24 protein-coding genes are annotated in these 23579 nt (G+C 65.2%); 13 read left to right on the top strand and 11 right to left on the bottom strand.

Annotated features, from left to right (window positions below; all coding sequences use genetic code 11):
* On the top strand, window positions 1–249 hold the full coding sequence (locus GW587_RS23165; RefSeq protein WP_166107059.1) for a hypothetical protein: 249 nt from the start codon (window positions 1–3) through the stop codon (window positions 247–249).
* 74 nt (window positions 250–323) lie between these two features.
* Complete coding sequence (locus GW587_RS23160; protein ID WP_166107058.1) at window positions 324–2048, top strand: DUF4214 domain-containing protein; 1725 nt, start codon at window positions 324–326, stop codon at window positions 2046–2048.
* Window positions 2049–2054: 6 nt separating this feature from the next.
* On the opposite strand, the gene GW587_RS23155 is transcribed toward GW587_RS23160, so the two are convergent.
* Both GW587_RS23155 and GW587_RS23150 read right to left on the bottom strand, forming a co-directional pair.
* On the bottom strand, window positions 2055–3050 hold the full coding sequence (locus tag GW587_RS23155) for a sensor domain-containing diguanylate cyclase (RefSeq protein ID WP_166107057.1): 996 nt from the start codon (window positions 3048–3050) through the stop codon (window positions 2055–2057).
* Window positions 3051–3072: 22 nt separating this feature from the next.
* Entirely contained in the window at window positions 3073–3894 is an 822-nt protein-coding gene (locus GW587_RS23150) for a sensor histidine kinase (protein ID WP_166107056.1), read from the bottom strand.
* Between the two features lie 138 nt (window positions 3895–4032).
* Here GW587_RS23150 and queE point away from each other — a divergent pair, with 138 nt between their 5' ends.
* The 5 genes from queE to ldcA are packed head-to-tail and all read left to right on the top strand — an operon-like array spanning window position 4033 to window position 7521.
* Window positions 4033–4668, top strand: a complete 636-nt coding sequence (gene queE / locus GW587_RS23145; protein ID WP_166107055.1) for a 7-carboxy-7-deazaguanine synthase — start codon at window positions 4033–4035, stop codon at window positions 4666–4668.
* 3 nt (window positions 4669–4671) lie between these two features.
* A complete protein-coding gene (queD, locus tag GW587_RS23140) occupies window positions 4672–5121 on the top strand; it encodes a 6-carboxytetrahydropterin synthase QueD (RefSeq protein ID WP_166107054.1) in 450 nt (149 codons plus the stop codon).
* Entirely contained in the window at window positions 5111–5596 is a 486-nt protein-coding gene (gene tadA, locus GW587_RS23135) for a tRNA adenosine(34) deaminase TadA (protein ID WP_166107053.1), read from the top strand. Before queD ends, tadA begins: the two co-directional genes overlap by 11 nt.
* Before the next feature lie 49 nt (window positions 5597–5645).
* Window positions 5646–6590 carry an alpha/beta fold hydrolase gene (locus GW587_RS23130; RefSeq protein ID WP_166107052.1) on the top strand — a complete coding sequence of 315 codons (945 nt, stop codon included), beginning with the start codon at window positions 5646–5648 and terminating at the stop codon, window positions 6588–6590.
* Window positions 6591–6600: 10 nt separating this feature from the next.
* Window positions 6601–7521 (top strand): muramoyltetrapeptide carboxypeptidase, encoded by a 921-nt coding sequence (gene ldcA, locus GW587_RS23125; RefSeq protein ID WP_166107051.1) that lies wholly within the window; start codon window positions 6601–6603, stop codon window positions 7519–7521.
* Here the strand turns inward: ldcA and GW587_RS23120 are convergent, their stop codons facing one another.
* Window positions 7522–8004 (bottom strand): hypothetical protein, encoded by a 483-nt coding sequence (locus GW587_RS23120; RefSeq protein WP_166107050.1) that lies wholly within the window; start codon window positions 8002–8004, stop codon window positions 7522–7524.
* A 182-nt stretch (window positions 8005–8186) separates the two neighbouring features.
* Here GW587_RS23120 and GW587_RS23115 point away from each other — a divergent pair, with 182 nt between their 5' ends.
* The 3 genes from GW587_RS23115 (at window position 8187) to nadC (ending at window position 11956) form a co-directional block, all read left to right on the top strand.
* Complete coding sequence (locus GW587_RS23115; protein ID WP_166107048.1) at window positions 8187–9788, top strand: ABC-F family ATPase; 1602 nt, start codon at window positions 8187–8189, stop codon at window positions 9786–9788.
* 159 nt (window positions 9789–9947) lie between these two features.
* On the top strand, window positions 9948–11093 hold the full coding sequence (gene nadA / locus GW587_RS23110; protein ID WP_166107046.1) for a quinolinate synthase NadA: 1146 nt from the start codon (window positions 9948–9950) through the stop codon (window positions 11091–11093).
* Entirely contained in the window at window positions 11090–11956 is an 867-nt protein-coding gene (gene nadC / locus GW587_RS23105) for a carboxylating nicotinate-nucleotide diphosphorylase (RefSeq protein WP_166107044.1), read from the top strand. The genes nadA and nadC overlap by 4 nt, the downstream gene beginning before the upstream one ends.
* A 3-nt stretch (window positions 11957–11959) precedes the next feature.
* Here nadC and GW587_RS23100 read toward each other — a convergent pair whose 3' ends face one another.
* Both GW587_RS23100 and nadB read right to left on the bottom strand, forming a co-directional pair.
* Entirely contained in the window at window positions 11960–12505 is a 546-nt protein-coding gene (locus GW587_RS23100) for a GNAT family N-acetyltransferase (RefSeq protein WP_166107042.1), read from the bottom strand.
* Window positions 12502–14115: an L-aspartate oxidase gene (gene nadB, locus GW587_RS23095; protein ID WP_166107041.1), complete on the bottom strand. Its 1614-nt coding sequence runs from the start codon at window positions 14113–14115 to the stop codon at window positions 12502–12504. Before nadB ends, GW587_RS23100 begins: the two co-directional genes overlap by 4 nt.
* A gap of 164 nt (window positions 14116–14279) precedes the next feature.
* Here nadB and GW587_RS23090 point away from each other — a divergent pair, with 164 nt between their 5' ends.
* From GW587_RS23090 to prsR, 3 genes are read left to right on the top strand one after another with little or no spacing between them, the layout of a single operon-like run.
* The gene (locus GW587_RS23090) at window positions 14280–15665 is read left to right on the top strand and encodes a TIGR03013 family XrtA/PEP-CTERM system glycosyltransferase (RefSeq protein ID WP_166107039.1); all 1386 of its coding nucleotides are present in this window, start codon (window positions 14280–14282) and stop codon (window positions 15663–15665) included.
* Window positions 15665–17698, top strand: coding sequence for an XrtA/PEP-CTERM system histidine kinase PrsK (gene prsK / locus GW587_RS23085; RefSeq protein ID WP_166107037.1), 2034 nt, complete (start codon window positions 15665–15667; stop codon window positions 17696–17698). The genes GW587_RS23090 and prsK overlap by 1 nt, the downstream gene beginning before the upstream one ends.
* On the top strand, window positions 17685–19031 hold the full coding sequence (prsR, locus tag GW587_RS23080; RefSeq protein WP_166107035.1) for a PEP-CTERM-box response regulator transcription factor: 1347 nt from the start codon (window positions 17685–17687) through the stop codon (window positions 19029–19031). The genes prsK and prsR overlap by 14 nt, the downstream gene beginning before the upstream one ends.
* Here prsR and GW587_RS23075 read toward each other — a convergent pair whose 3' ends face one another.
* From GW587_RS23075 to GW587_RS23050, 6 genes are read right to left on the bottom strand one after another with little or no spacing between them, the layout of a single operon-like run.
* Complete coding sequence (locus tag GW587_RS23075; protein ID WP_166107033.1) at window positions 19032–19664, bottom strand: tetratricopeptide repeat protein; 633 nt, start codon at window positions 19662–19664, stop codon at window positions 19032–19034.
* Window positions 19661–20896, bottom strand: coding sequence for a glycosyltransferase (locus GW587_RS23070; RefSeq protein WP_166107031.1), 1236 nt, complete (start codon window positions 20894–20896; stop codon window positions 19661–19663). The genes GW587_RS23075 and GW587_RS23070 overlap by 4 nt, the downstream gene beginning before the upstream one ends.
* Before the next feature lie 11 nt (window positions 20897–20907).
* Window positions 20908–21741, bottom strand: coding sequence for a hydrolase 1, exosortase A system-associated (locus GW587_RS23065; protein WP_166107221.1), 834 nt, complete (start codon window positions 21739–21741; stop codon window positions 20908–20910).
* Window positions 21741–22568 (bottom strand): hydrolase 2, exosortase A system-associated, encoded by an 828-nt coding sequence (locus tag GW587_RS23060; RefSeq protein ID WP_166107030.1) that lies wholly within the window; start codon window positions 22566–22568, stop codon window positions 21741–21743. The genes GW587_RS23065 and GW587_RS23060 overlap by 1 nt, the downstream gene beginning before the upstream one ends.
* A 2-nt stretch (window positions 22569–22570) precedes the next feature.
* Window positions 22571–22813: an acyl carrier protein gene (locus GW587_RS23055; RefSeq protein ID WP_166107028.1), complete on the bottom strand. Its 243-nt coding sequence runs from the start codon at window positions 22811–22813 to the stop codon at window positions 22571–22573.
* A gap of 2 nt (window positions 22814–22815) precedes the next feature.
* Entirely contained in the window at window positions 22816–23523 is a 708-nt protein-coding gene (locus GW587_RS23050; RefSeq protein WP_166107026.1) for a GNAT family N-acetyltransferase, read from the bottom strand.
* Between the last annotated feature and the right edge of the window lie 56 nt (window positions 23524–23579).

The raw sequence follows: 23579 nt of genomic DNA, 5'->3' as shown, positions 1-23579 counted from the left end.
ATGAGCAAATTTGTACCTTACGCCAACGAGTCGGACGTGCTGAACATCGGCGGCCTGCAGATCGAGAACCGGCTCGACCGCGTCACCGTCAACGGCGACCTCGACCTGACTGCGGACCAGGCGGGGCTGGCGCACGCGCGCGCGCTGCACCGCTTGCTGGGCGAGGTGGTCGCGGCGCTGGAAGCACAGGCGCTGCCGACCGAACTGCCGCCGCCGGTCAGCACAGTCGTTGCGAATCCCTTCCTGTAAGCAAGCGGCCATTGCCTTTTAAGAAGGCAGTGTTTATCATGTCAAAATCCTTTTAATTTCCAATTGGAAACGTCATGAGCTTCACTACCGGCAACAATTCCATCGATTCTTTGCTCTACAGCAGTTGGAAACCGGTAGCCGGACAAGCGGTATCGCTGACCTACAGTTTTTTGACGCGGGTGCCGGGCGACGCCACCAGCGACGACGCCAACGGTTTCCGCGCGATGGATGCGACCCAGCAGCAGGCGGTGCGCGTGGCGCTGGCGTCGTGGGCGGCGGTGGCCAATATCACCTTCAACGAGGTCGCCAACGGCGGCCAGATCCAGCTCGGCACCAATAATCAGGGTTCGGCAAGCAGCGGCTATGCCTATCTGCCGGACGGCAATGGACCGGTGGCGCTGTATGTCAATAATGGCGGCGGCTTCAATCTGACCTACCGGGACGGCGATTTCGGCATGGCGGTGCTGATCCACGAGCTGGGTCATACGCTGGGTCTGAAGCATCCGGGCGACTACAACTCGACCGGCGGGGACATCGACGGTCCATTTTTGCCGGCGGCCACCGACACCATCGACTACAGCCAGATGTCTTACAACGTCGGTTCGGGCTTCAAGCTGAACGGGAACTACGGCATCACGCCGGCGCTGTACGACATCCAGGCGATGCAATATATGTATGGCGCCAATATGAGCTATCACGCCGGCACCGACACCTACAGTTTCAGCAAGGATGCGGCGCTGCAATGCATCTGGGATGCCGGCGGCACCGACACCTTCGATTTCTCCGCCTGCAGCACCGCCACCATCATCAACCTGAACGCCGGCACTTTCAGCGAGACGGCGCCGGGCTACAACAATATTTCCATCGCTTACAACGTGACCATCGAACGCGCCATCGCCGGCAGCGGCGGTTCGACGATCTACGCCAACGCGGCCGGCAACGTCATCGCCGGCGGCGCGGGAGCCGACCTGATCTACGAGGGCGCCGGCAACGACCAGATCAGCGGTGGCGGCGGGCGCGATACGGTGGTGTACGCCAAGGCGCTGTCGGCGTTCACCATCACCGGCACCACCGGCGCGCTGACCGTCGCCGGCGACGGCGTTGATTCACTGACCGGGATTTCAGTACTGCGCTTCGGCGGCAAGGACGTCGAACTATCCAGTTTCCGCTCGGTGCAGGGCGGGACGGCGGGAAATGACATCATGACCGCCGGGTCCGGCGATGAGTTGTTCACCGGCGGCGGCGGCATCGATTTGATCAAATTTAACGGCATCCGCTCCGACTATCAGGTCGGCGCCAGCGGCGCGGGCATCGTCGTCACCGACCGCCTGGGCAACGGCGGCAGCGATCTGCTCGGCGGGATTGAGCGCATCGAATTTTCCGACAAACTAGGCCTGGCATTGGATACCGCCGGAGAGGCGGGTCAGCTGTACCGTTTGTATGGTGCGATGTTCAGCCGCGAACCCGACCTTCCGGGCATGGGCTTCTGGTTGTACCGGATGGACCACGATGGTCTTGATCTTCTCACTATCGCCCGTGCTTTTGTCGACAGCGAAGAATTTGTCCGCACCTACGGCGCCAGCACGACAGACGCGCAATACGTGACCAGCTTGTATTCCAACGTGCTGCACCGCGCACCGGACGCCGCGGGTTATGCGCACCACATGGGCAATCTTGCCAGCGGGGCGGTGTCGCGCGAGCAGTTGCTGATCGTGTTCTCGCAGTCCGACGAAAATATCGAACTGGTCAGCCACATCATGCCGGTCGGCGTGCAGTACGTTCCATACTTGCCGACTTGATCGTATTCAACCGCCGTCCGTTCCCGGCAAGCTGATTCGGTTGCGGCCCATGTGCTTGGCGCGGTAGAGCGCCGAGTCGGCGGTCGCCACCAGCTGGCTGGGATCGGTGTCTGGCGCCGCCAGCGCGGTCGCCGCGCCTATGCTCACCGTTACCACATGTTGTTTGCTGCCCAGGTTGGGCAGGTGCAGCCGCTCGACCCGGCAGCGGATGCGCTCGGCCACGATGGCCGCCCCCTTGAGCGACTGGTTGGGCAGGATCACGGCGAATTCCTCGCCGCCGTAGCGCGCCACCAGGTCGTTAGCGCGCATTTCGCTCGACACCGCGCCGGCGATGCGTTGCAGGCACTGGTCGCCGCCCAGGTGGCCGTAGGCGTCGTTGTACTGCTTGAAATTGTCGACGTCCACCATCAACAGCGACAAGGGCTGGCGCTGGCGCAGCGCGCGCTGCCACTCGGCTTGCAACGTATCGTCGAAGCAGCGCCGGTTGGCCAGACCGGTCAGGCCGTCGCGCGTGGCCAGCTGTTCCAGCGCCACCTGGGCCGACTTTTCATCGGTGACGTCGCGCAGCGTTTCCACCACCGCCACCAGTTTGCCGTCGTTGTCGAAGATCGGGCTGGCGTCGGCCGCCAGATAGCGGCGCCGGCCGACGCGCGGCATGTCGCACCAGTTTTCGGCGCACAGCTTGTGTTCGGTGTCGCCGCGCCGCGCGTGACGCTGATAGTGCAGCTGCAGTTCGCCGCTGCGGCCTTGCAGCACCAGATCGGCCAGCGTCGGGCGCTGCTCGTGGTAAAAACTTTTCCAATGGTCGGAGGTGCCCAGCATCTCCCACGCCGGCACCCCGGTCAGGCGTTCGCAGGCGAGGTTCCAGATGATGACCTTGCCGTCGATGTCGACCACGAACGTGGGGATGACCAGCAGTTCCATCATTTTCAGCGCGAAACCATGCTGCTGGTTCGCCTGGCTGGCTTCGGTCAGGTGGTGGATCTTGTTTGTTCCGTTCATGGGCGCGCCTTTTTTCTGGTTTTTATTGAATCGGGAAGGACATGGTGAGCGCCGTGCCAAAGCCCGGCGAGCTGGCGATATCGAAGCGGCCGCCGGCCTCGGCCACGCGCTGGGCGATGCCGCGCAGGCCGCTGCCGCGCGCCGCCGGCGGTTGCGGCAGGCCGACGCCGTTGTCGCGCACCGTCAGGCTCAGGCTGTGTTGCTGGCGGCAAATGCCGACGCAGACCTCGGACGCCTGGGCATGGCGCACGATGTTGCTCAGCGACTCCTGCAACACCCGATAGACCACGCGCTCGACGCCATTGCCCGGCCCGTTGAGGAAGGCGGCCGGCTCGGCGTCCAAACGGCAAGGGATGCCGCTGAGCCGGGAGAATTGTTCGACTTGCTGTTGTACCGCGCCTTGCAGCCCGGATTCCAGCGCCTCCACCTGCAGATCGCGTACTATCGAGCGCATGGAGCGGCCGGCAAGCTCGATGCGCTGGTCGAACTGCGTCAGCGGCCCGCTCAGGTCGGGGTGGCGCCCGGCCAGAGCGCGGGTGTCCATGCTCAGCGCCAGCAACTGCTGGCCCAGGTCGTCGTGCAGGTCGCGCGCGATGCGGCGGCGTTCGGCGTCGCGCAGTGACTGCTGGCTGGTGCTGAGGTGATGCACTTGCTTGCGGGTGTCGGCCAGCGCCTGGTCAGCCAGCGTGCGCTGCTCGCGCTCGTGGCTTAGCATGCGGTGCAGCGTCGCCAGTTCGCGGCGCTGTCGATGATGCCGCCAGAGCAATAGTAGCGAGATGGCCGCCAGCAGGCAGGCGGCGGCGACGATGGTATCGATTTCAACAGAGGGCGGCGTATAGCTCATGATTATCTCCCGTGACGTCCACCGAACGAAAATACCGTGGCGACCGCGTAGCAACATTGCGATATGTCAACTTCTGCGAGGATGCCCGGGAAACGCCCGCGTCGGCTATAATTGAGGGTTGTCCAATCAGGAAATATCGTGACTTACAGCATTAAAGAGATTTTCTACACCTTGCAGGGGGAGGGCGCGCATGCGGGCCGTCCGGCGGTGTTCTGCCGTTTTTCCGGCTGCAATCTGTGGACCGGCCGCGAGAGCGATCGCGCCAGCGCCGTCTGCCAGTTCTGCGACACCGACTTTGTCGGCACCGATGGCGAAGGCGGCGGCAAGTTCAAGACGCCGGAGCAACTGGCCGCGACCATCGACGCGCTGTGGCCGTCGTCGTACACGGCGAGCAAGTATGTGGTGTTCACCGGCGGCGAGCCGCTGTTGCAGCTGGATAAACCGCTGATCGATGCGATGCATGCGGTCGGCTTCACCATCGCGATCGAAACCAACGGCACGCTGCCGGTGCCGGAGGGCGTGGACTGGATCTGCGTCAGCCCGAAGATGGGCTCGACGCTGGTGGTCACCAAGGGCAGCGAAATCAAGGTCGTGATCCCGCAGACGGGACAGGACCTGGCCGCCTACGAGCATCTGGACTTCGAGAATTTCTTCGTGCAGGCGATGGACGGGCCGTTGGCCGCGTTCAACACCACACTGGCGATCGAGACCTGCAAGCGCAATCCGAAATGGAAGCTGAGCCTGCAAACCCATAAACTTTTACAAATACCTTAAACAATGCTGACCATTACCCGCAAGCTGGAATTCGACGCCGGCCACCGCATCCCCGACCACAAGAGCCAGTGCCGCAACCTGCACGGCCATCGCTACACGCTGGAAATCACGCTGACCGGCAACATCATCACGGCCGAGGGTAATTCCGACAACGGCATGATCATGGACTTTTCCGACATCAAGGCGCTGGCCAAGGAACATCTGGTCGACGTCTGGGACCACGCCTTTATCGTCTACGAAAAAGACGCGGCGGTGCGCGATTTCCTGGCCACGCTGCCGGACCACAAGACGGTGGTGATCGACCGCATCCCGACCGTGGAAAACCTGGCCCACGTCGCCTTCGGCATCCTCAAGGAAGCCTACAAGGACCGCTACGGCACCGGCCTGCACCTGCACAAGCTGGTGCTGCACGAAACCCCGAACTGCTGGGCAGAGATCACCGATGCCGCCTAACATCTTCATGCAACTGGCGCTGGAACAGGCCCAGCATGCATGGGACGAGGGCGAGGTGCCGGTCGGCGCGGTCGTCGTCAAGGATGGCGTGGTGATCGCGGTCGGCTACAACCAGCCGATCGGCAAGCACGATCCGACCGCGCACGCGGAGATCGTCGCGCTGCGCGCGGCCGCCGAGGCGCTGGGCAACTACCGGCTGCCGGGCTGCGAGCTGTATGTGACGCTCGAGCCGTGCGTGATGTGCTCCGGCGCGATGATGCATGCGCGGCTGGCCAAGGTGGTCTACGGCGCGGCCGATCCCAAGACCGGCGCCGGCGGCTCGGTGGTCAACCTGTTCGAGCAGGAGCAGCTGAACCACCATACCGAAATCGCCGGCGGCGTCATGGCCGAGGAATGCGGCACCATGCTCAAGAGTTTCTTCGCCGCCCGCCGCGCGGCGGCCGCAGCAGCCAAGCGCGACGCGCAAGAACAGTAAAAATGGTATGCTGAATCCCATGTAATCAGCGCTTTTCCGGGAGACGGCTTTGGCTACCGCGCACGCAAACGGCATCACGATCGCCTACGAAACCAGCGGCAACCCGCTGGACACGCCGGTGCTGCTCATCATGGGACTGGGCATGCAGCTGATCTCCTGGCCGCAGGACCTGGTCGACGGCCTGGTCGAACAAGGTTATTACGTGATCCGCTACGACAACCGCGACATCGGGCTGTCGAGCAAACTTTCCCAATTCAAGAAACCCAATCTGGCGCTGGCCTATCTCAAGTCGCTGCTCGGCTGGAAGCGGCCGGGCGGCTACACGCTGAACGACATGGCCGACGACGCGCTCGGCCTGCTCGACGCGCTGGGCATCGGCAAGGCGCACGTCATCGGCGTCTCGATGGGCGGCATGATCGCGCAGATCTTCGCTGCGCGCTTCGCCGGCCGCACGCTCAGCCTGACCTCCATCATGTCCAGCAGCGGCCGGCGCGGCTTGCCCGGCCCAACCGCCGCCGCCCGCAACGCGGTGATGGGCGCTCCGGCCGATCCCAACGACATCAAGGCGGTGGTGGACCGCATGGTCGGCGTGTACCGGGTGATCGGCAGCCCGTCCTTTCCGACGCCGGAACGCACGCTGCGGGCGAACATCGAACGGGCGCTGCGGCGCAGCACCAATCCCGACGGCGTGGCGCGGCAATTGGCCGCCATCGTCACCGGCGGCGACCGCACCGCGCTGCTGCGCAAGATCACCTGTCCGGCGCTGGTGATCCATGGCGCCGCCGATCCGCTGGTGCCGCTGGCCTGCGGCGTCGATACGGCGGCCTCCATCTCCGGCGCCACGCTGAAGGTGATCGAAGGCATGGGCCACGATCTGCCGGCGCAGCTGATCGAGCGCCTGCTTGCCTTGCTCGACCATCACCTGCGCGGTAATATATTGGCGGAACTTCCTCCAATCGCCGCGCATCGCGCCGGCAGCGACACCCACAACTGACAGAGATACTTTGAGTACATCGAAAATCGGCATCGCGATTGCCGCACCGGGCGGCGCCGCGCCCGACAACGCGGCCCTGCAACTCGGCGTGCGGCGGCTGGAACAGCAAGGCTTCCTGGTCCATAACTACTACGACGACGACAAGAAATTCCAGCGCTTCGGCGGCACCGACGCCGGCCGGCTGGCGCAACTGAACGCCGCCGCCGCCGATCCGGAGGTGCAAATCGTGGTGGCGCTGCGCGGGTCCTACGGCATGAGCCGGCTGCTGCCACAAATCGATTTCCGCAAGATGGCCGACAGCGGCAAGCTGTTCGTCGGCTACAGCGATTTCACCGCTTTCCAGATGCCGCTGATGAAGCAGACCGGCCGCGTCAGCTTCGCCGGGCCGATGATGTGCGACGATTTCATCCGCGCCGAACCGGTGGCCTACACCTTGAACCAGTTCTGGGATTGCCTGCGCGGCCCGGCGCACACGGTGCGCGGCGCGGTGGTGGAGGGCGGGGCGGACAATCCGGTGGTCGATGTCGACGGCAAGCTGTGGGGCGGCAACCTGGCGATGATGGTCAGCCTGCTCGGCACGCCGTACTTCGCGCCGATCGAGAACGGCATCGTCTTCATCGAGGATATCAGCGAGCATCCGTACCGGGTCGAGCGCATGGTGTTGCAGCTGTTTTACGCCGGCGCGCTGGACGGGCAGCGGGCGCTGGTGCTGGGGGATTTCTCCGGCTACAAGCTGAACCCGATGGACAACGGCTACGATTTCGAGGCGATGGTGGCGTATCTGCGCCAGCGCTTGCCGATACCGGTGCTGACCGGGCTGCCGTTTGGCCATATCAGGGAGCGTGCCACGCTGCCGTATGGCGGCATGGCGCACCTGGTGTCCGAACCGCGCGGATTCACGCTGACGATCAGCGATTATCCTGTTTTGTGATCACTGCACGCGGCGCACGCGCGGCGCCTGGTTGGTGCCTTCGATTTCCAGGAACATGGTGCCGACGGCGTTGCGCGTGATCTTGACCTTCGGGTTCTCGACCTCGTTGACGGAACCCGAGCTTTCGTCGGCGACGCGCCAGACCTGGCCGTTGGCGAGACGGAACTGGGTGCCCGGGCTCCAGCCGTCGATGCGGCCGACCAGGGTGCTTTCGAGTCCGGTGGGTTCGTCCGGCTTGCGTAATTGGGTGGCGCTCAGTCCGAAGTTGGCGGCGGCTTGCGCCGCTGGCGCGACCGGTGCGACCGCTGCGGCCGGCGGCGTGGCTGCCGCGGCTGCCGGCGGCTTGACCGCGGCGGCGACCGGGATCGCGTCGTAGCAGGCGACGCGGCCGCCGACGTCGGGAATGGCGCGGCAGCGCAGCAGGGCGGCATCATCGGCCATCGCGGGACCGGCTACCGCCAGCAAAACGAGCAAAGCTTTCATCGAACTCTTTCCAGTTGGTGGGCGCGCGGACCCGCGCCGGTTGAATGGGATTATATCGGGATAGCAAGTTTCAGGCGAATTGACTGTAAGTGCTTGTTTTATATGGGGGTATCCCATGCCCCTGCTTGATTGCTGTATAATTCTGCCTTTCCGCGTTACCTTATTTCAAAGTCCACTCCAATATGCTCAGCACAGCAAACATCACCATGCAATTCGGCGCCAAGCCGCTGTTTGAAAACATCTCCGTCAAGTTCGGCGATGGCAACCGCTATGGCCTGATCGGCGCCAACGGTTGCGGCAAGTCCACCTTCATGAAAATCCTCGGCGGCGATCTGGATCCGTCGGGCGGCAACGTGATGCTGGATACGAACGAACGCCTGGGCAAGCTGCGCCAGGACCAGTTCGCGTTCGAAGAGATGCGCGTGCTGGACGTGGTGATGATGGGCCACACCGAGATGTGGGCGGCGATGCAGGAGCGCGATGCGATCTACGCCAATCCGGAAGCGACCGACGACGACTACATGAAGGCCGCCGACCTTGAAGGCAAAGTCTCCGAATACGACGGCTACACCGCCGAATCGCGCGCCGGCGAACTGCTGCTGGGCGCCGGCGTGGCCATCGACCTGCACCACGGTCCGATGAGCAACGTCTCGCCGGGCTGGAAGCTGCGCGTGCTGCTGGCGCAGGCCTTGTTCTCGAATCCGGACATCCTGCTGCTCGACGAACCGACCAACAATCTGGACATCAACACCATCCGCTGGCTGGAAGATGTGCTCAACGAGCGCAACTCCACCATGATCATCATTTCCCACGATCGCCACTTCCTGAACCAGGTCTGCACCCACGTCGCCGACATGGACTACGGCACCCTGAAGATCTACCCGGGCAACTACGACGAGTACATGTTCGCCTCGACCCAGGCGCGCAACCAGCTGTTGTCGAACAACGCCAAGGCCAAAGAGAAGGTCGCCGAGCTGCAGGACTTCGTGCGCCGCTTCGCCGCCAACAAGTCCAAGGCCCGCCAGGCGACGTCGCGCGCCAAGCAGATCGAGAAGATCAAGGTCGACGACATCAAGCCGTCGTCGCGCGCCTATCCGTTCGTGCGTTTCGACGGCGAGAAGAAGCTGCACCGCCTGGCCGTCGAAGTCGATTCGATCGCGAAGAAATACGACCGCCAGCTGTTCAACAACTTCAGCATCATGGTTGAAGCGGGCGAGCGCATCGCCATCATCGGCGCCAACGGCGCCGGCAAGACCACGCTGTTGCGCTGCATCGGCGGCGACGACATCGCCGGCCTGCACGCCGATCACGGCGCGGTCAAGTGGGCGGAAAACGCCAACGTCGGCTACATGCCGCAGGATCCGACCGAGGAATTCGCGGCCGGCGACACGCTGACCGACTGGATGGGTAAGTGGACCAAGGAAGGCGACGACGATCAGGCCGTGCGCTCGATCCTGGGCCGTCTGCTGTTCGGCGGCGACGAGGTGAAGAAGTCGGTCAAGGTGCTGTCCGGCGGTGAAAAGGGCCGCATGATGTACGGCAAGCTGATGCTGGGCCGTCACAATGTGCTGCTGCTAGATGAGCCGACCAACCACATGGACATGGAATCGATCGAGTCGCTCAACATCGCGCTGGAGAAATACGCCGGCACGCTGATCTTCGTTTCGCACGACCGCGAGTTCGTCTCCTCGCTGGCCAACCGCATCATCGAGATCAAGGAAAACGAGGTGGTCGACTTCCGAGGCAACTACGAAGACTACCTGACCAGTCAGGGCATCGATTAATTTTAGCGCCACCCCGCACGGCCACGCAGGGTCAGACCCCTCCGGGGTCTGACCCTTAAGCTGGGACGCTGGCGTCGAGGCTGAAGCATGCGGGGTGGGCTGCACGAGTTCCAACATTGTGCGATAGTGTTGGTTCACGTTTTTCGTTCACTGAACACCATGCAAACCATCGAAATCAAACCCGTCGAGTACGAGCATCCACAAGACGGCGCCAGCTGCACCGCCCACGCCTGGGCGCGTACGCCAGCCACGCCTTCCCCCGACGAACGCGTCGCCCTGAAGGCGCGCATCAAGCGCCTGCTGATCGAGAAGCAGGCCGTTCTCGTCTCCCATTACTACGTCGACGCCGACCTGCAGGACCTGGCCGAGGAAACCGGCGGCTGCGTCTCCGATTCGCTGGAGATGGCGCGCTTCGGCCGCGACCATCCGGCCAAGACGCTGGTGGTCGCCGGCGTGCGCTTCATGGGCGAAACCGCCAAGATCCTCAGTCCCGAAAAGCGCATCCTGATGCCGGACCTGGACGCGACCTGCTCGCTGGACCTGGGCTGCCCGGCCGACGAATTCGCCGCCTTCTGCGACCAGCATCCGGACCGCACCGTGGTGGTCTACGCCAACACCAGCGCCGCCGTCAAGGCGCGCGCCGACTGGATGGTGACCTCGTCGATCGGCCTGGACATCGTCAAGCACCTGCACGAGCAGGGCAAGAAGATCCTGTGGGCGCCGGACAAGCATCTCGGCGGCTACATCCAGAAACAGACCGGCGCCGACATGCTGTTGTGGCAGGGTTCCTGCCTGGTGCACGACGAATTCAAGGGCGTCGAGCTGGAGCTGCTGAAGGCGCAATATCCGCAGGCGAAGATCCTGGTGCATCCGGAATCGCCGGCCAATGTGGTGGCGCTGGCCGACGTCGTCGGCTCGACCACGCAGATCATCAACGCCGCCGTCGAATCGGACGCCGACACCTTCATCGTCGCCACCGACAACGGCATCCTGCACAAGATGCGCGCCGCCGCGCCGGGCAAGCGCTTCATCGAGGCGCCGACCGCCGGCAACAGCGCCACCTGCAAGAGCTGCGCGCACTGCCCGTGGATGGCGATGAACGGCTTGCAGAACCTGGCCGACGTGCTGGAAAATATGGATAACAGCACTGCCAACGAAATCCACGTCGATCCGGAAATCGGCAAGCAGGCGGTGGTCTCCATCAACCGCATGCTCGATTTCGCGGCGGCGAAAAAAGCCAGGGTGCAGCCGAGCGGCGATCTGGCGAAAGAAGCTAAACTGTTTTCGGGAATCGGTCCGGCATGAGTACCTTGGTGAATCCATACGCGCCGTTCGACGACGCGCTGAAAGCGGCCTTCGAGGCCAATCTGCTGGCCGCGCTGCTGGAGGACGTCGGCAGCGGCGACCTGACCGGCCTGCTGGTGCCGGAAGGCGGCCGCGCCACCGCCCGCGTCATCGTGCGCGAAGAAGCGGTGCTGTGCGGCGCGCCGTGGTTCGAAGGCATCATGAACTGCATGGGTGCCGGCATCGAAGTCGATTGGCAGTACGCCGAGGGCGACGTGATGACGGCCGACAGCCTGGTCTGCACCATCCAGGGGCCGGCGCGCGCCTTGCTGACGGCGGAACGCTGCGCGCTGAACTTCCTGCAGCTGTTGTCCGGCGTGGCGACGGCGACGCGCAAATATGTCGACGTGATCGCGGGCACCCGCGCCGCCATCCTCGATACGCGCAAGACGATGCCGGGCATGCGCCTGGCGCAGAAGTACGCGGTGCGCGTCGGCGGCGGCAAGAATCAGCGCCTGGCGCTGTACGACGGCATCCTGATCAAGGAAAACCATATTGCGGCGGCGGGCGGCATCACCCAGGCCGTGGTCGCGGCGCTGAAGCTGGACAAGGGCGTCTCGATCCAGGTGGAAGTGGAATCGCTGGCGCAGCTGGACGAGGCGTTGACGGCCGGCGCCACCTCGGTCCTGCTGGACAACTTCGATACCGACATGATGCGCGAAGCGGTCCAGGTCAACGGCGGCCGCGCGCTGCTGGAGGCTTCCGGCGGCATCAACTTCGATACCGTGCGCGCGATCGCCGAAACGGGCGTCGACCGCATCTCCATCGGCAGCCTCACCAAGGATGTCAAGGCGACCGATTATTCGCTGCGCATCGTCGGCTAAGGTCTAGGGAAGCTGGCGCCGCATGCGCACCAGCGGTACCTGGATCGGGCCGGGCAGGGTGATCTCGAACGGCTCCACCGCTTCAAATCCACAGGCCAGATAGAGCGGCACACCCGGCATGGTGGCGGCCAGTTCCAGCGCCTGGAAACCGCCTGCCGCGGCGGCGTCGGTGCAGTGCCGCAGCAGCAGTCGGCCCAAGCCTTGACGCGCCGCGCCGGGGTCGACGAAGAAGGCGCGGATGCGGGCCGGTTCGGTCGCCGGATCCAGCAGCGGGTCGGCGCCTTGCTTGGCGCGGTCGGCGCCGAACAGCGTGCTGCGCTTGCTCCAGCCGCCGCAGGCCACCAATTCGCCATTTTTCTCGATCAGGAAGTATGTTTGGTCGGCGACCAGTTGCGTATCCACGCCGAAGACGTGCTCCGTGACGGCCGCCGCCTGTTCCTTGGTGTAGAACCCCTCGCTCAACGCGATGCCCGAACGCGCGATCAGCGCTTCCATCGCTGGAATGTCGTCCGGGCGCGCGGCGCGCACCGCTATCGCTTGCGCGTTCATGTGCGACGCGGAGGCGTCAGGATGCTCGGCAGCGCCTTCGGCAGCGTCTCCGGATAGTCGCGGCTGAAATGCAGGCCACGGCTTTCGCGGCGCTGCAAGGCGCTGTTGACGATCAGGCTCGCCACGTCGACCAGGTTGCGCAGTTCCAGCAGGTCGTGCGTGATGCGGAAGTTCTGATAGTACTCGTCGATTTCTTCCTTCAGCAGCGCGATGCGGTGCTGCGCGCGTTCCAGCCGCTTGGTGGTGCGCACGATGCCGACGTAATTCCACATGAAGCGGCGCAGTTCGTCCCAGTTGTGCGAGATGACGACTTCCTCGTCGGCGTCGGTGACGCGGCTTTCATCCCAATCCGGCAGGTAGGGCACTTCGCCTTTTTCCTTTGATTCGATATCGGTGGCGCAGGCGCGGCCGATCACCACGCATTCCAGCAGCGAGTTGCTGGCCAGGCGGTTGGCGCCGTGCAGGCCGGTGCAGGCGGTCTCGCCGACCGCATACAGGCCGGGCAGGTCGGTACGGCCGTGTAGGTCCGTGACCACGCCGCCGCAGGTGTAGTGCGCCGCCGGCACGATCGGAATCGGCTGCTTGGTGATGTCGATGCCCAGTTCCAGGCAGCGCGCGTAGATGGTGGGGAAGTGCTCGATCAGGAATTCGGCCGGTTTGTGGCTGATGTCGAGGTGGACGTAATCCAGGCCGCGCTTCTTGATCTCGAAGTCGATGGCGCGGGCGACCACGTCGCGCGGCGCCAGTTCGGCGCGCTCGTCGTGCGCCAGCATGAAGCGGAAGCCGGCGGCGGCGCCGGCTTCCGGCGGCAGCTTCAGCAGGCCGCCTTCACCGCGGATCGCTTCCGTGATCAGGAAGGACTTGGCATACGGATGGTACAGGCAGGTCGGATGGAACTGGATGAATTCCATGTTGGAGATGCGGCAGCCGGCGCGCCACGCCATCGCGATGCCGTCGCCGCTGGCGGTGTCGGGATTGGTGGTGTACAGGTAGACCTTGCCGGCGCCGCCGGTGGCCATCACCGTGTGCTCGGCGGCGAAGGTCAGCACCTGGCCGGACTTCTCGTCCTGCACATACAGGCCGTAGCATTTGGGCTGGTTGTTGCCCTTTTTTAGCGGCAGCAGCTTGTCCGAGGTGATCAAGTCGATCGCGCAATGGTGTTCGAACAACGTGATGTTCGGGTGGGCGCGCACTTTTTCTTCCAGTGTGGTCTGCACCGCGTTGCCGGTGGCGTCGGCGGCGTGGATGATGCGACGCTGGCTGTGGCCGCCTTCGCGGGTCAGATGGAAGCCCAGCTCGGCCGATTCGTCGCGGGTGAAGGGCACGCCTTGCTCGATCAGCCATTCGATCGCTTCGCGGCCGTGCTCGACGATGTAGCGCGTGGCGCCTTCGTCGCACAGGCCGCCGCCGGCGACCAGCGTGTCGTCGATGTGCTGGGTGTGGCTGTCACCGGAATCGAGCACGGCGGCGATACCGCCCTGGGCCCAATTGCTGGCGCCGTCCCGCAGCGCGCGTTTGGAAATGATCGCGACCGTGCGCGTTTCGGCCAGGTGGAGGGCGACCGACAGGCCGGCCAGTCCGCTGCCGACGATTGCAACATCAAATTTCATGATTACGTGGTTGGGTGCACTAGAGAAGCACAACTATAGTCTATTTGTCACAGCCGCGTCACAAAAGCCCCTATTTCAAGCGCGGTTGTGGGGCCTCAAGACGGCCGGGTTAACTGTTCCGCATCATGAAAGTTCCATCGCCGAGGGGGCGCAGGGAGCCGACCATGATCAGGATATTCCACCACTACGTGTCCAAGATAGCCTTCATGCTGCTGTTGCTGGAGGTATTGATATTGCTGACGGCCGCCGTGGCCAGCGCGCCGTTGTGGCTCAAGGGGCGGCCGGGCGGGGCGGAACAGCTGTATCTGCCGGCGCTGGCGTTCGCGCTGGTGGTGGTGTTCAGCATGGGCACGCTGGGCATGTATCAGCACAATCAAGCGCGCGAGGACATCAAGAGCACGCTGCTGCGCATCCTGCCATCGTTCGTGCTGGGCTTCGCGCTGATGAACCTGCTGGCGAACATGCTGCCCGGCGCGCAGTTCGGCCGGCTGGGCAGCATGGTGTTCGTGCTGGGCGGGGCCTCGGTGCTCCTGGCGCGGCTGGTGGTGTTCACGTCGGCGCAATCGAGCATGCTGGAGCAGCGGCTGATCGTCATCGGCGACGGCGCCATCGCGCGCGAATGCATGGAGCTGGCGGCCAGCAGCGTCGGCTTCCACCAGTTCCGTGTGGTGGGCTTCGTGCCGGTGGCGGGCGAGGCGCGCAGCGTGCCGCCGGCGATGCTGCTGCCGTCGGATTTGCCCTTGCTGGAGCTGGCGCGGCGCTACGCGGCGGACGAGATCGTGGTGTCGGTGGGCGACCGCCGCAACGGCGCCTTTCCGGTGCGGCAGCTGCTCGAATGCGCGCTGGGCGGCGTGCCGGTGACCGACGCCGCCAGCTTCTTCGAGCGCGAGGCGTGCCAGATCCGGGTCGATTCGCTGCAACCGAGCTATCTGATTTTCGGGGGCGGCTTCGATCAAAGCCTGATGCGCGCGGCCGTCAAGCGCGGCTTCGATCTGCTGGCCAGCGGCGCTATCGGGTTGGCCGCGCTGCCGCTGATGCTGCTGACCGCGTTGGCGATCAAGATCGAGGACGGCGGACCGGTGTTTTACCGCCAGGAGCGGGTGGGGCGCGACAACCGCGTGTTCAATGTGCTGAAGTTCCGCAGCATGCGGCAGGATGCGGAGCAGGACGGCAAGCCGAAATGGGCGGCGCTGGACGATCCGCGCGTGACCATGGTCGGTCACTGGATCCGCAAGCTGCGCATCGACGAGCTGCCGCAAATGCTGAATGTGTTCCGGGGCGAGATGAGTTTTGTCGGGCCGCGTCCGGAGCGGGCGTATTTTGTCGCGCAGTTGTGCGAGCAGATCGCCTACTACAACGTGCGGCATGGGATCAAGCCGGGCATCACGGGATTGGCACAGGTGCGCTACAGCTACGCCGCGTCGATCGAAGACTCGGTTCGGAAATTGCAATATGACCTTTACTACGTCAAGAACAACAGCCTGTTCCTGGATCTGCTCATATTGCTTGATACGGTGCAGGTGGTCTTGTTCGGCAAGGGCGGACGCTGATGCCCTGGACCGGCGCGCCGTCGGTCGCCGCGTTCAGCCACGGCGTCGCGGCGCTGGCTTTTCTGCCGCCGGCGGCGCTGTTGCTGTGGGGCGGCTGGCGCAGGCGCAGGCATGCGACCTCGCTCGGCGTCGCTTGCCTTGCCACCACCGTCTGGGCGGCGTGTGCAGCGGCATACCGCGCCTTGGGTGCGGCGCCATTTTGGCTACTGGAGGCGGCGGAATCGCTGCGCACCGCGTGCTGGCTGGCGTTGCTGCTGCTGATGGCCGGCGGCGGGCTGCGGCTACGCGGTTGGCTGGCCGGGGTCTGGCTGGCGCTGGCGGCCGGGTTGGTGGCTGGACTGTTCGAACCGGCCTTCGGCATCGTGGCGCGTCTAGCGCTGGCGGTGCTGGGCATGCTGCTGGTGGAGCATGTATATCGCAGCGCGCCGCAGGGCTCGCGCTGGGGCATCAAGTTCGCCTGCCTGGGCGTCGGCGCCATGTTTGCGTATGACTTCTACCTGTACAGCGACGCCGCGCTGTTCCGTCAAGTGAACCCCGACCTCTGGGCCGCGCGCGGCATCGTCAACGCGTTGAGCGTGCCGCCGCTGTTGCTGGCGGCAGCGCGCAATCCGGTCCGGGCGCCGGGCTTGCTGCTGTCGCGCCAGATCATGTTCCGCTCGGCGGCTTTGCTGGGCTCCGCGTTGTATCTGCTGGCGATGGCGGCCAGCGCCTGGTACCTGCGCTACGTTGGCGGCGCCTGGGGCCCGCTGATGCAGCTGGCCTGCCTGTGCGGCGCGGCGCTGTTGCTGGCCGCCGTGCTGTTCTCCGGGACCATGCGCGCGCGCCTGAAGATCTTTATCAGCAAGCACTTCTACCAAGGCCGCTACGACTATCGCCACGAATGGCGTCACGTCACACGCACGCTGGCCGACGGCGCCGGGCAGCTGTCGGAGCGGGCGATCCAGGCGGTGGCCGGCCTGGTGGAAAGTCCGGCCGGCTTGCTATGGCTGCGCGGCGACGACGATCGCTATCGGCCGGTCGCCGGTTGGAACATGACGCCGACGCCGATCGCGGAGCGTCCTGACGGCGCCCTGTGCCGCTTCCTGACGGCGCGCAACTGGGTGATCGAGCTGCCTGAATGGCGCAGCCATTCCACACTCTACGCCGGCCTGGCGCTGCCGGACTGGCTCGCCGCCGCGTCCGACCTGTGGCTGGTGGTGCCGCTGAAGCTGGAGCGCGATCTGTTCGGCTTCATTTGCCTGGCGCCGCCGCGCACGTCCTTGCAGCTGAATTGGGAAGTGCGCGATGTGCTGAAGATCGCAGGCAGCCAGGCGGCCAGCTACCTGGCGCACCGTGCGTCGGCCGACAGTCTCGCTGTGTCGCGGCAGTTCGAATCGTTCAATCGCATGTCGACCTTCATCGCACACGATCTGAAGACCCTGATGTCGCAGCTGTCGCTGCTGCTGGTGAACGCCGAACGCCACAAGGCCAATCCGGCGTTCCAGAGCGATATGCTGGAGACGCTGTCGCATTCTCTCGCCAAGATGAGGCATCTGCTGCTCAAGCTGCGCCGCGACGATGCGCCGGAAGCGGCAGCGCCGCTGCGTCTGGACCATCTGTTGGTACGCGTGATGCGGGCGAACGCGGGCAGCGAACCCTTGCCGTCGCTGGAATTGAACGGCAACGAGCCGACGGTGCTGGCCGACCCGCAGCGGCTGGAACGGGTGATCGGCCATCTGGTGCAGAACGCCGTCGAAGCGACCCCGCGCGATGGCAGCGTGGCGCTGCGCCTGCGCCTGCGCGGCGACGGCGCGGCGGCCATCCTCGAAGTGTGCGACTCAGGTCACGGCATGACCGAACAGTTCATGCGCGAGAGGCTGTTCAAACCCTTTGAATCAACCAAGACGGCGGGGATGGGCATCGGTGTGTTCGAGAGCCGCGAGTATTTGCGCGAGATCGGTGGAAGCCTGGACGTGGCCAGCGCGCCGTTGCAGGGTACAACCTTTCGCCTGACGCTGCCGCTACACAAGGAGCTCAACGATGGGCAAGAATAAGTTGCTGGTGGTCGAGGACGACGCCGGTCTGCAGAAACAGCTGCGCTGGAGCCTGGATGCGTACGACGTCGTGGTCGCGAACGACCGCGAGACTGCCATGGCGCAGCTGCGCCGTCACCAGCCCGCAGTGGTGACGATGGACCTGGGCCTGCCGCCGGATCCGGACAGCGCCGCCGAGGGCCTGTCGCTGTTGCGGCAGATACTGGCCGCGGCGCCGGACACCAAGGTGGTTGTCCTGTCGGGCAATCGGGAACGCGCCCACGCGCTGAAGGCGATCGCAATGGGTGCTTACGATTTCCATCAAAAACCGCTGGATGCCGACGCGCTGTCGCTGGTGATCGGACGCGCCTTCTACCTGCACGCGATGCAGCAGGAGAACCGGCGCATGCTGCAAATACAATCCGATTCGCCGCTGGCCGGCATCATCAGCCGCGATCCCGGCATGCTGAAGCTCTGCCGCACTGTCGAACGGGTGGCGCCGTCGTCGGCGACCGTGATGCTGCTCGGCGATTCGGGCAGCGGCAAGGAGCTGCTCGCGCGCGGCCTTCACAACCTGAGTCCGCGCGCCGACAAGCGCTGCGTCGCCATCAACTGCGCGGCGATCCCGGAGCAGCTGCTGGAGAGCGAGTTGTTCGGCTATGAAAAGGGCGCCTTCACCGGCGCGCAGCGGCAGACGCTGGGCAAACTGGAACTGGCGCAGGGCGGTACCTTCTTCCTCGATGAAATCGGCGACATGCCGCCGGCGTTGCAGGGGAAGCTGCTGCGCTTCCTGCAACAGCGGGTGATCGAGCGGATCGGTGGACGCAGTGAGATCAGCATCGACGTGCGCGTCGTCTGCGCCACGCATCGGAATTTGAAATCAATGGCCGAAGAAGGCCGGTTCCGCGAAGACTTGTATTATCGGTTGAGCGAGATCGTGCTGACCATTCCGCCGCTGCGCCAGCGATCCGGCGACAGCGCACTGCTGGCACATCACTTCCGCAACAAATTCTGCGCCGGCGAATCCCGCTCGATGCTTGGATTCAGTCCCGAGGCCTTGGCAGCGATCGAGTCCTACAGTTGGCCCGGCAATGTGCGGGAAATCGAAAACTGCATCCGTCGCGCGGTCATCATGGCCGACGGGCCGCACATCACGGCCCTGGATCTGGGCCTGCCGCAGCCCGATGGCGAGGATGACGATCTGAACCTGCGACAGGCGCGCGACGCGGCCGAGTACCGGGTGATGATCAAGGCGCTGGCGCGGGTGGACGGCAATATCGTCAGGGCGGCGGAGCTGTTGGGCGTCAGCCGCCCGACACTGTACGATCTGATGAACCACCACGGCTTGAAATAGTCACTGACCGCCGCGCCACTGCCCGGCGGCGATCAGCTTGTTTTTCAATCCATCCATCGGAAAACCCATGCCGTAGGCTTTTTCGGCACTGGCGCGGGCCTTGTCGTATTCCTTCTTGCGCAGGTATAGCAAGCCAAGGTTGTAGTGCGAGGCGGGATTGTCCGGCTCCAGCACGGCGGCTTGCTCCACTTGCTCCAGCGCCTCGTCGGTTCGGCCGAGCGCCAGGAGATAACTGCCATACAGCGCGCGCACGCGGGCATCCTTCGGCGTGTAGCGTAGCGCGCGGTCGTAGAAGCAGTCGACCGTGTAGCGTGCACCGTGCGGCTTGCGGTTCTTGTCGCGCAGCGCCAGTTTGGTGATCGCGGCCAGCGCGCGGTGATGGTTGGGGAAGTGTTCCAGTGTGTAGCTGATGTCCGCGCCCAGTGGACCGGTCGCGCCGCGCAGCAGGCCTTCGACGTTGGGCGTGAAGTGGAATTGTTCGACCACCGCCAGGCCTTCGCGGTCGTCGGCGTTGGTGTAGTCGCCGCCGGGATTGTGCTTGACGTAGGGCGCGCATGCTTCGCCTCCGATGGTGGCGCAATATACAGGTGCCGTCGCCAGCAGCGTGACGAGCCAAATTATGGCGGTTTTCATGGCTGTTCCTTGTGGTGGATGCGATCCAATAGCGCCGCCAGCTCGCGCGTGCGCGCTGTGCGGGAATGACCGGCGATCAAGGCCGGCGTGGCCAGCGGCGCCTTGTTTTCCCTGCACAGGCGCAGGAAGCCCATCAGCGTGGCGGCGATATCGTCCGCCGAGTCGAGTCGGCCGATGGTGTCGATGCCGTTACGGCGCAGCGCGGCGGCGGTGTCGCCGTCGGGGTGGGTCAGGGCCAGCAGCGGGCGGCGGGCGCGCAGGTATTCATACATCTTGGCCGGAATCTGGCCGTTGCAGTTTGCCGCCTGTAGCAGCAGCAGACCATCGGCGGCCATCATTTCTGCCAGCGCGTCGCGGTAGGGCAGCGGCGGCGCCAGTTCGATCAGGTGTTCCAGGCCGGGATGGATTCGCATCAGGCTTCGCAGGTGGTCGTCGTGGCCGCTGGCGCGCAGCACCAGCCGGAAATTGTCCGGGGTGATGGCGCCATCGGTCAGCAGGCGCGCCAGCGCGGCGAACAGTGGACCGGGATCGCGCTCGGAGGGGTAGATCACGCCGCTGTGCAGCAGCCGGAATTGACCGCCCGGCGAGCGCGGCCCCGGCGCTGCGAGTTCGGCCGCGATGAAGCTGTTTTCGTCGTAGCCATTTTCTATCAGCTGGATGCGGTCCGGCGCGGCTTGTGGAAAGCGCTGGCCGAGATCGCGCACCGCGCCCGGCGTGGTGCACACCAACACCCTGGCATGTCGCATCGCTTGCAGTTCGATCCAGCGGTGGATGCGGTATCGGCGCGGATCCGGCGGGTAGCCGGTGTCGATCATCGGGTCGCGCTGGTCGGCGATCCAGGGAATGCCCGTCAGGCGGTGCAACGTGAGTGCGATCAGATGAGCGGTGGCGATCGGGTAACTGGACCAGATCAAGTTGGGCCGGTGCCGGAGGATTAGTGCGAGGCCGGCGGGGACGGCGCTGAGGCACCAGGATATCCAGCGGTCCGGCTGCGCCAGCAGCGACGGATAGCGGCCGCCGATCGCCATGTGGCGCGCCGCATCCAGCGCCAAACTGCGGTGCACGGCGATGTCGCTTGAGGTGGCGTAGCCCGGATCCACGCTGGCATGTGCGCGGGGATTGACTGTCAAGACCAGCGGTTGCCAGCCCCACTGCGGCAAGTGCCGCGTGAACGCCAGCGTGCGCTGGATGCCGCTGCCGCCGCGCAGCGGTGGATAGTGGAAGGCAATCATCAGCACTTGCCTCACCACGACCGCACCCAGTCGGCGCAGATGGCGGCGACCTGGTCGCGCCAGGACTTGCGGGCGAACGTGTGGTTGGCTTGGGGGATCACTGTCTGCCGCACGCGCGGTGCTTCCATCAGCGCCCGCCAGTGCGCATGCCGCGCCGCCAGCGCCTGGAACTCGCGCGCGCCGATGTCGGCGCCGCTGAGGATCACCAGCACCTGGCCGCGGAAGTCGGACAGCGCTTGGTACAGCCGCTGCGGCAGCGTTTCGACCTGCGCGGCTGGCGCGCGCGCGGCAGCGATCAGTTGCCCGACGCCGTTGAACGCGCGCCGCACGCCGAAGCCTCCACCTGCAAGCTTGCGCCAAAACTCGCGATCCTTGAGTCGCTGCGCGTAATAGTGGCGCAACGTGGCGCGGGCCAGGCTTTGGTCGGTGCGCACCCAGGGATTGAGTAACACCAGCCCGGTAATGCGGCGGTCGCGCGTCGCGTGGAAGGCCGCAGCGGTTGCGCCGTCGCACAGGCCCCACAGTACGACCTCGCGCATGGCAGGGAGCGCGGCAAAGAACTGATGCACGGCGGCGGCCAGGTCGTCCTGGACCGATTCGAAATCTCGCATTTCGCCTTCGCTGTCGCCCATGCCCCGGTAGTCGAAGCGCAGCGCCGGGTTGCCGTTGGCGGCCAGGTGCCGTGATAGCAGCACGAACTGGCGGTGGCTGCCGACGCGATATTGCGGTCCGCCGGTGACGATCAGCACGCCGCGCCGCGCCGGCGCCCGCAGGTCGGGTAGCTCCAGTATGCCGAACAGCCAGCAATCGCGGCACCGGAAATGCAGGACGCGCGCCTGCGACATCACCGATCCTCCAACGACAAGGGCGTCGACGCCGCCTGCCGCCCCACGGCCAGCGTGGCATCAAGCGTCGCGGCCAGCAGCTCAGCCGACTCGCTGATCTCGGCGCTGGCCCAGAACGACGTGCCTTGTAGCGCGCGCGCTTCGATCGCTATCCCGGCTTCGCGCCAGCGTTCGATCAGCAGCGCCGACGCGGCTTGCAGCGCCGGCTGCGCCGGGTTCAGCTCCAGCCAATGCGTCGAGCAGGCGGGCGTCAGCGCGGCGGCATCCAACCGATTGATGGCGTCCGACAGTTCCGGCGCCACTGTGTAGCCGCCGATTTCCGCTCCATGTTCCTGCGGCGCCGCTCCGAATAACCGCGCCGCGCTTTGCATGCGCGCGAACTGGTGCAGATGCGCGCGCCCGCTGATGACCGGCTGCCACAGGATCAGCCCCTCCGGATCGGTGCTGGCGGCGAGCTCCAACGCGAGCAGCGCCCCCAGGCGCAGGCCCCACAGATAGAACGGGCCATTGTTGCGTTGCGTCAGCCAGTGCCACCCCAACCTCAGGTCCGACAGCCAGATGTCCCAGCGCGCGTCGGCGAAGTCACCACTGCTGTCGCCGCAGCCATACAGGTCGATTTGCAGCACGCCGAAGCCCGCCCGGGCATAGGCGCGCGACTGCAGCGCCGCCATGCGCCGGCTTTTGTTCAACTCCTCGGCGAATGGCGGTACGTACAGGATCGCGCCGCGCGGCGCGACATCGGGATCCGGTTGGTGGTACAGGCAAAAGCGCTCGCCCGCGCCGGCGGCGAGGAAAAACGGCAATGCGCTGGCCGGTTGCGGCGTCACGGTCAGGCCAGCTTGGTCTGGACGAAGCGCGCCAGCGAGCCGACCGTGGCGAAGTGGCTGGCGCTGATCTCGTCGTCACGCACCTCGAAGCCGAACTGCTGCTCCAACGCCAGGATCAGGTTGGCGACGGCCATCGAATCCAGCTCCGGCAGGCTGCCAAGCAGCAAGGTATCTTCCGACAGCGGCATCCGCCCCAGTCCCAGCGTGGACCGCAGGACCTGGGAGACTTGGTGAATATCGGACATGGTTACTCCTTGAAGGCGGTGGCGGCCAGCGCGCTGGTGTCGAACATCAGTTGCGGACAGGACGCGGGACCGCGTGACAGATGAAAATGTGGCGCCAGGCTGGCGACCATCCACTGCCATCCACCGCAGCGCACGAACAGCGCGGCACCGAGGCGCACGGTGCCGATCCGCCCATGCGCCCGCAGCGAGGGCGCATTGAAGGCGGAGATGCGGCTGCAAGTCCAGCGCACGCCTTGCTGGCGCAGGTGGCGCCGGGCCGCCTCCCACAACCGACGGAAGACCCAGCCCAGGCGCTCCTCGGGCCGCACCCAGACATCGAAATCCCAACTGGCACGCGACGATGCCAGCCGGTAGCGGGCGCGGACTTCGTCTTCGAGGTAGGCGTCCATGATCAGCCACAGGAAGCCGGCCAGACGGCCGTTGCGCCAGGCCGCCAGCGACAGCGCGCCTTGCGCATAGCGCGCGCGGACCACGGCGGACGGGCGCGGATAGTCCTGCGGAACCGGATCGGCGGCGGCCGGCATGCTGATCTCGATATCCAGCCCACGCTCCGGCGCCAGCGGGGCGTCGCCGACATATTGGGCGACGAAGTGGTAGCAGTGCAAGGCGCAACGCCCGCCGCTGGCCTTGTCCAACAACCGCGACAGCGCGTACAGCGCGGCGTTGAGCCAGCCCAGTTGGGCGAGCGTGTGTAACAGGCCAGTAGTCATGACAGTGTACCGAAAGAGACCGGACCTCGATTAGACAATGGCCGCCGCGCACACGG

This window comes from Duganella aceris, assembly GCF_011090165.1.
Lineage (GTDB): Bacteria > Pseudomonadota > Gammaproteobacteria > Burkholderiales > Burkholderiaceae_D > Rugamonas > Rugamonas aceris.
This window is presented reverse-complemented; position numbering and strand designations above follow the sequence as displayed.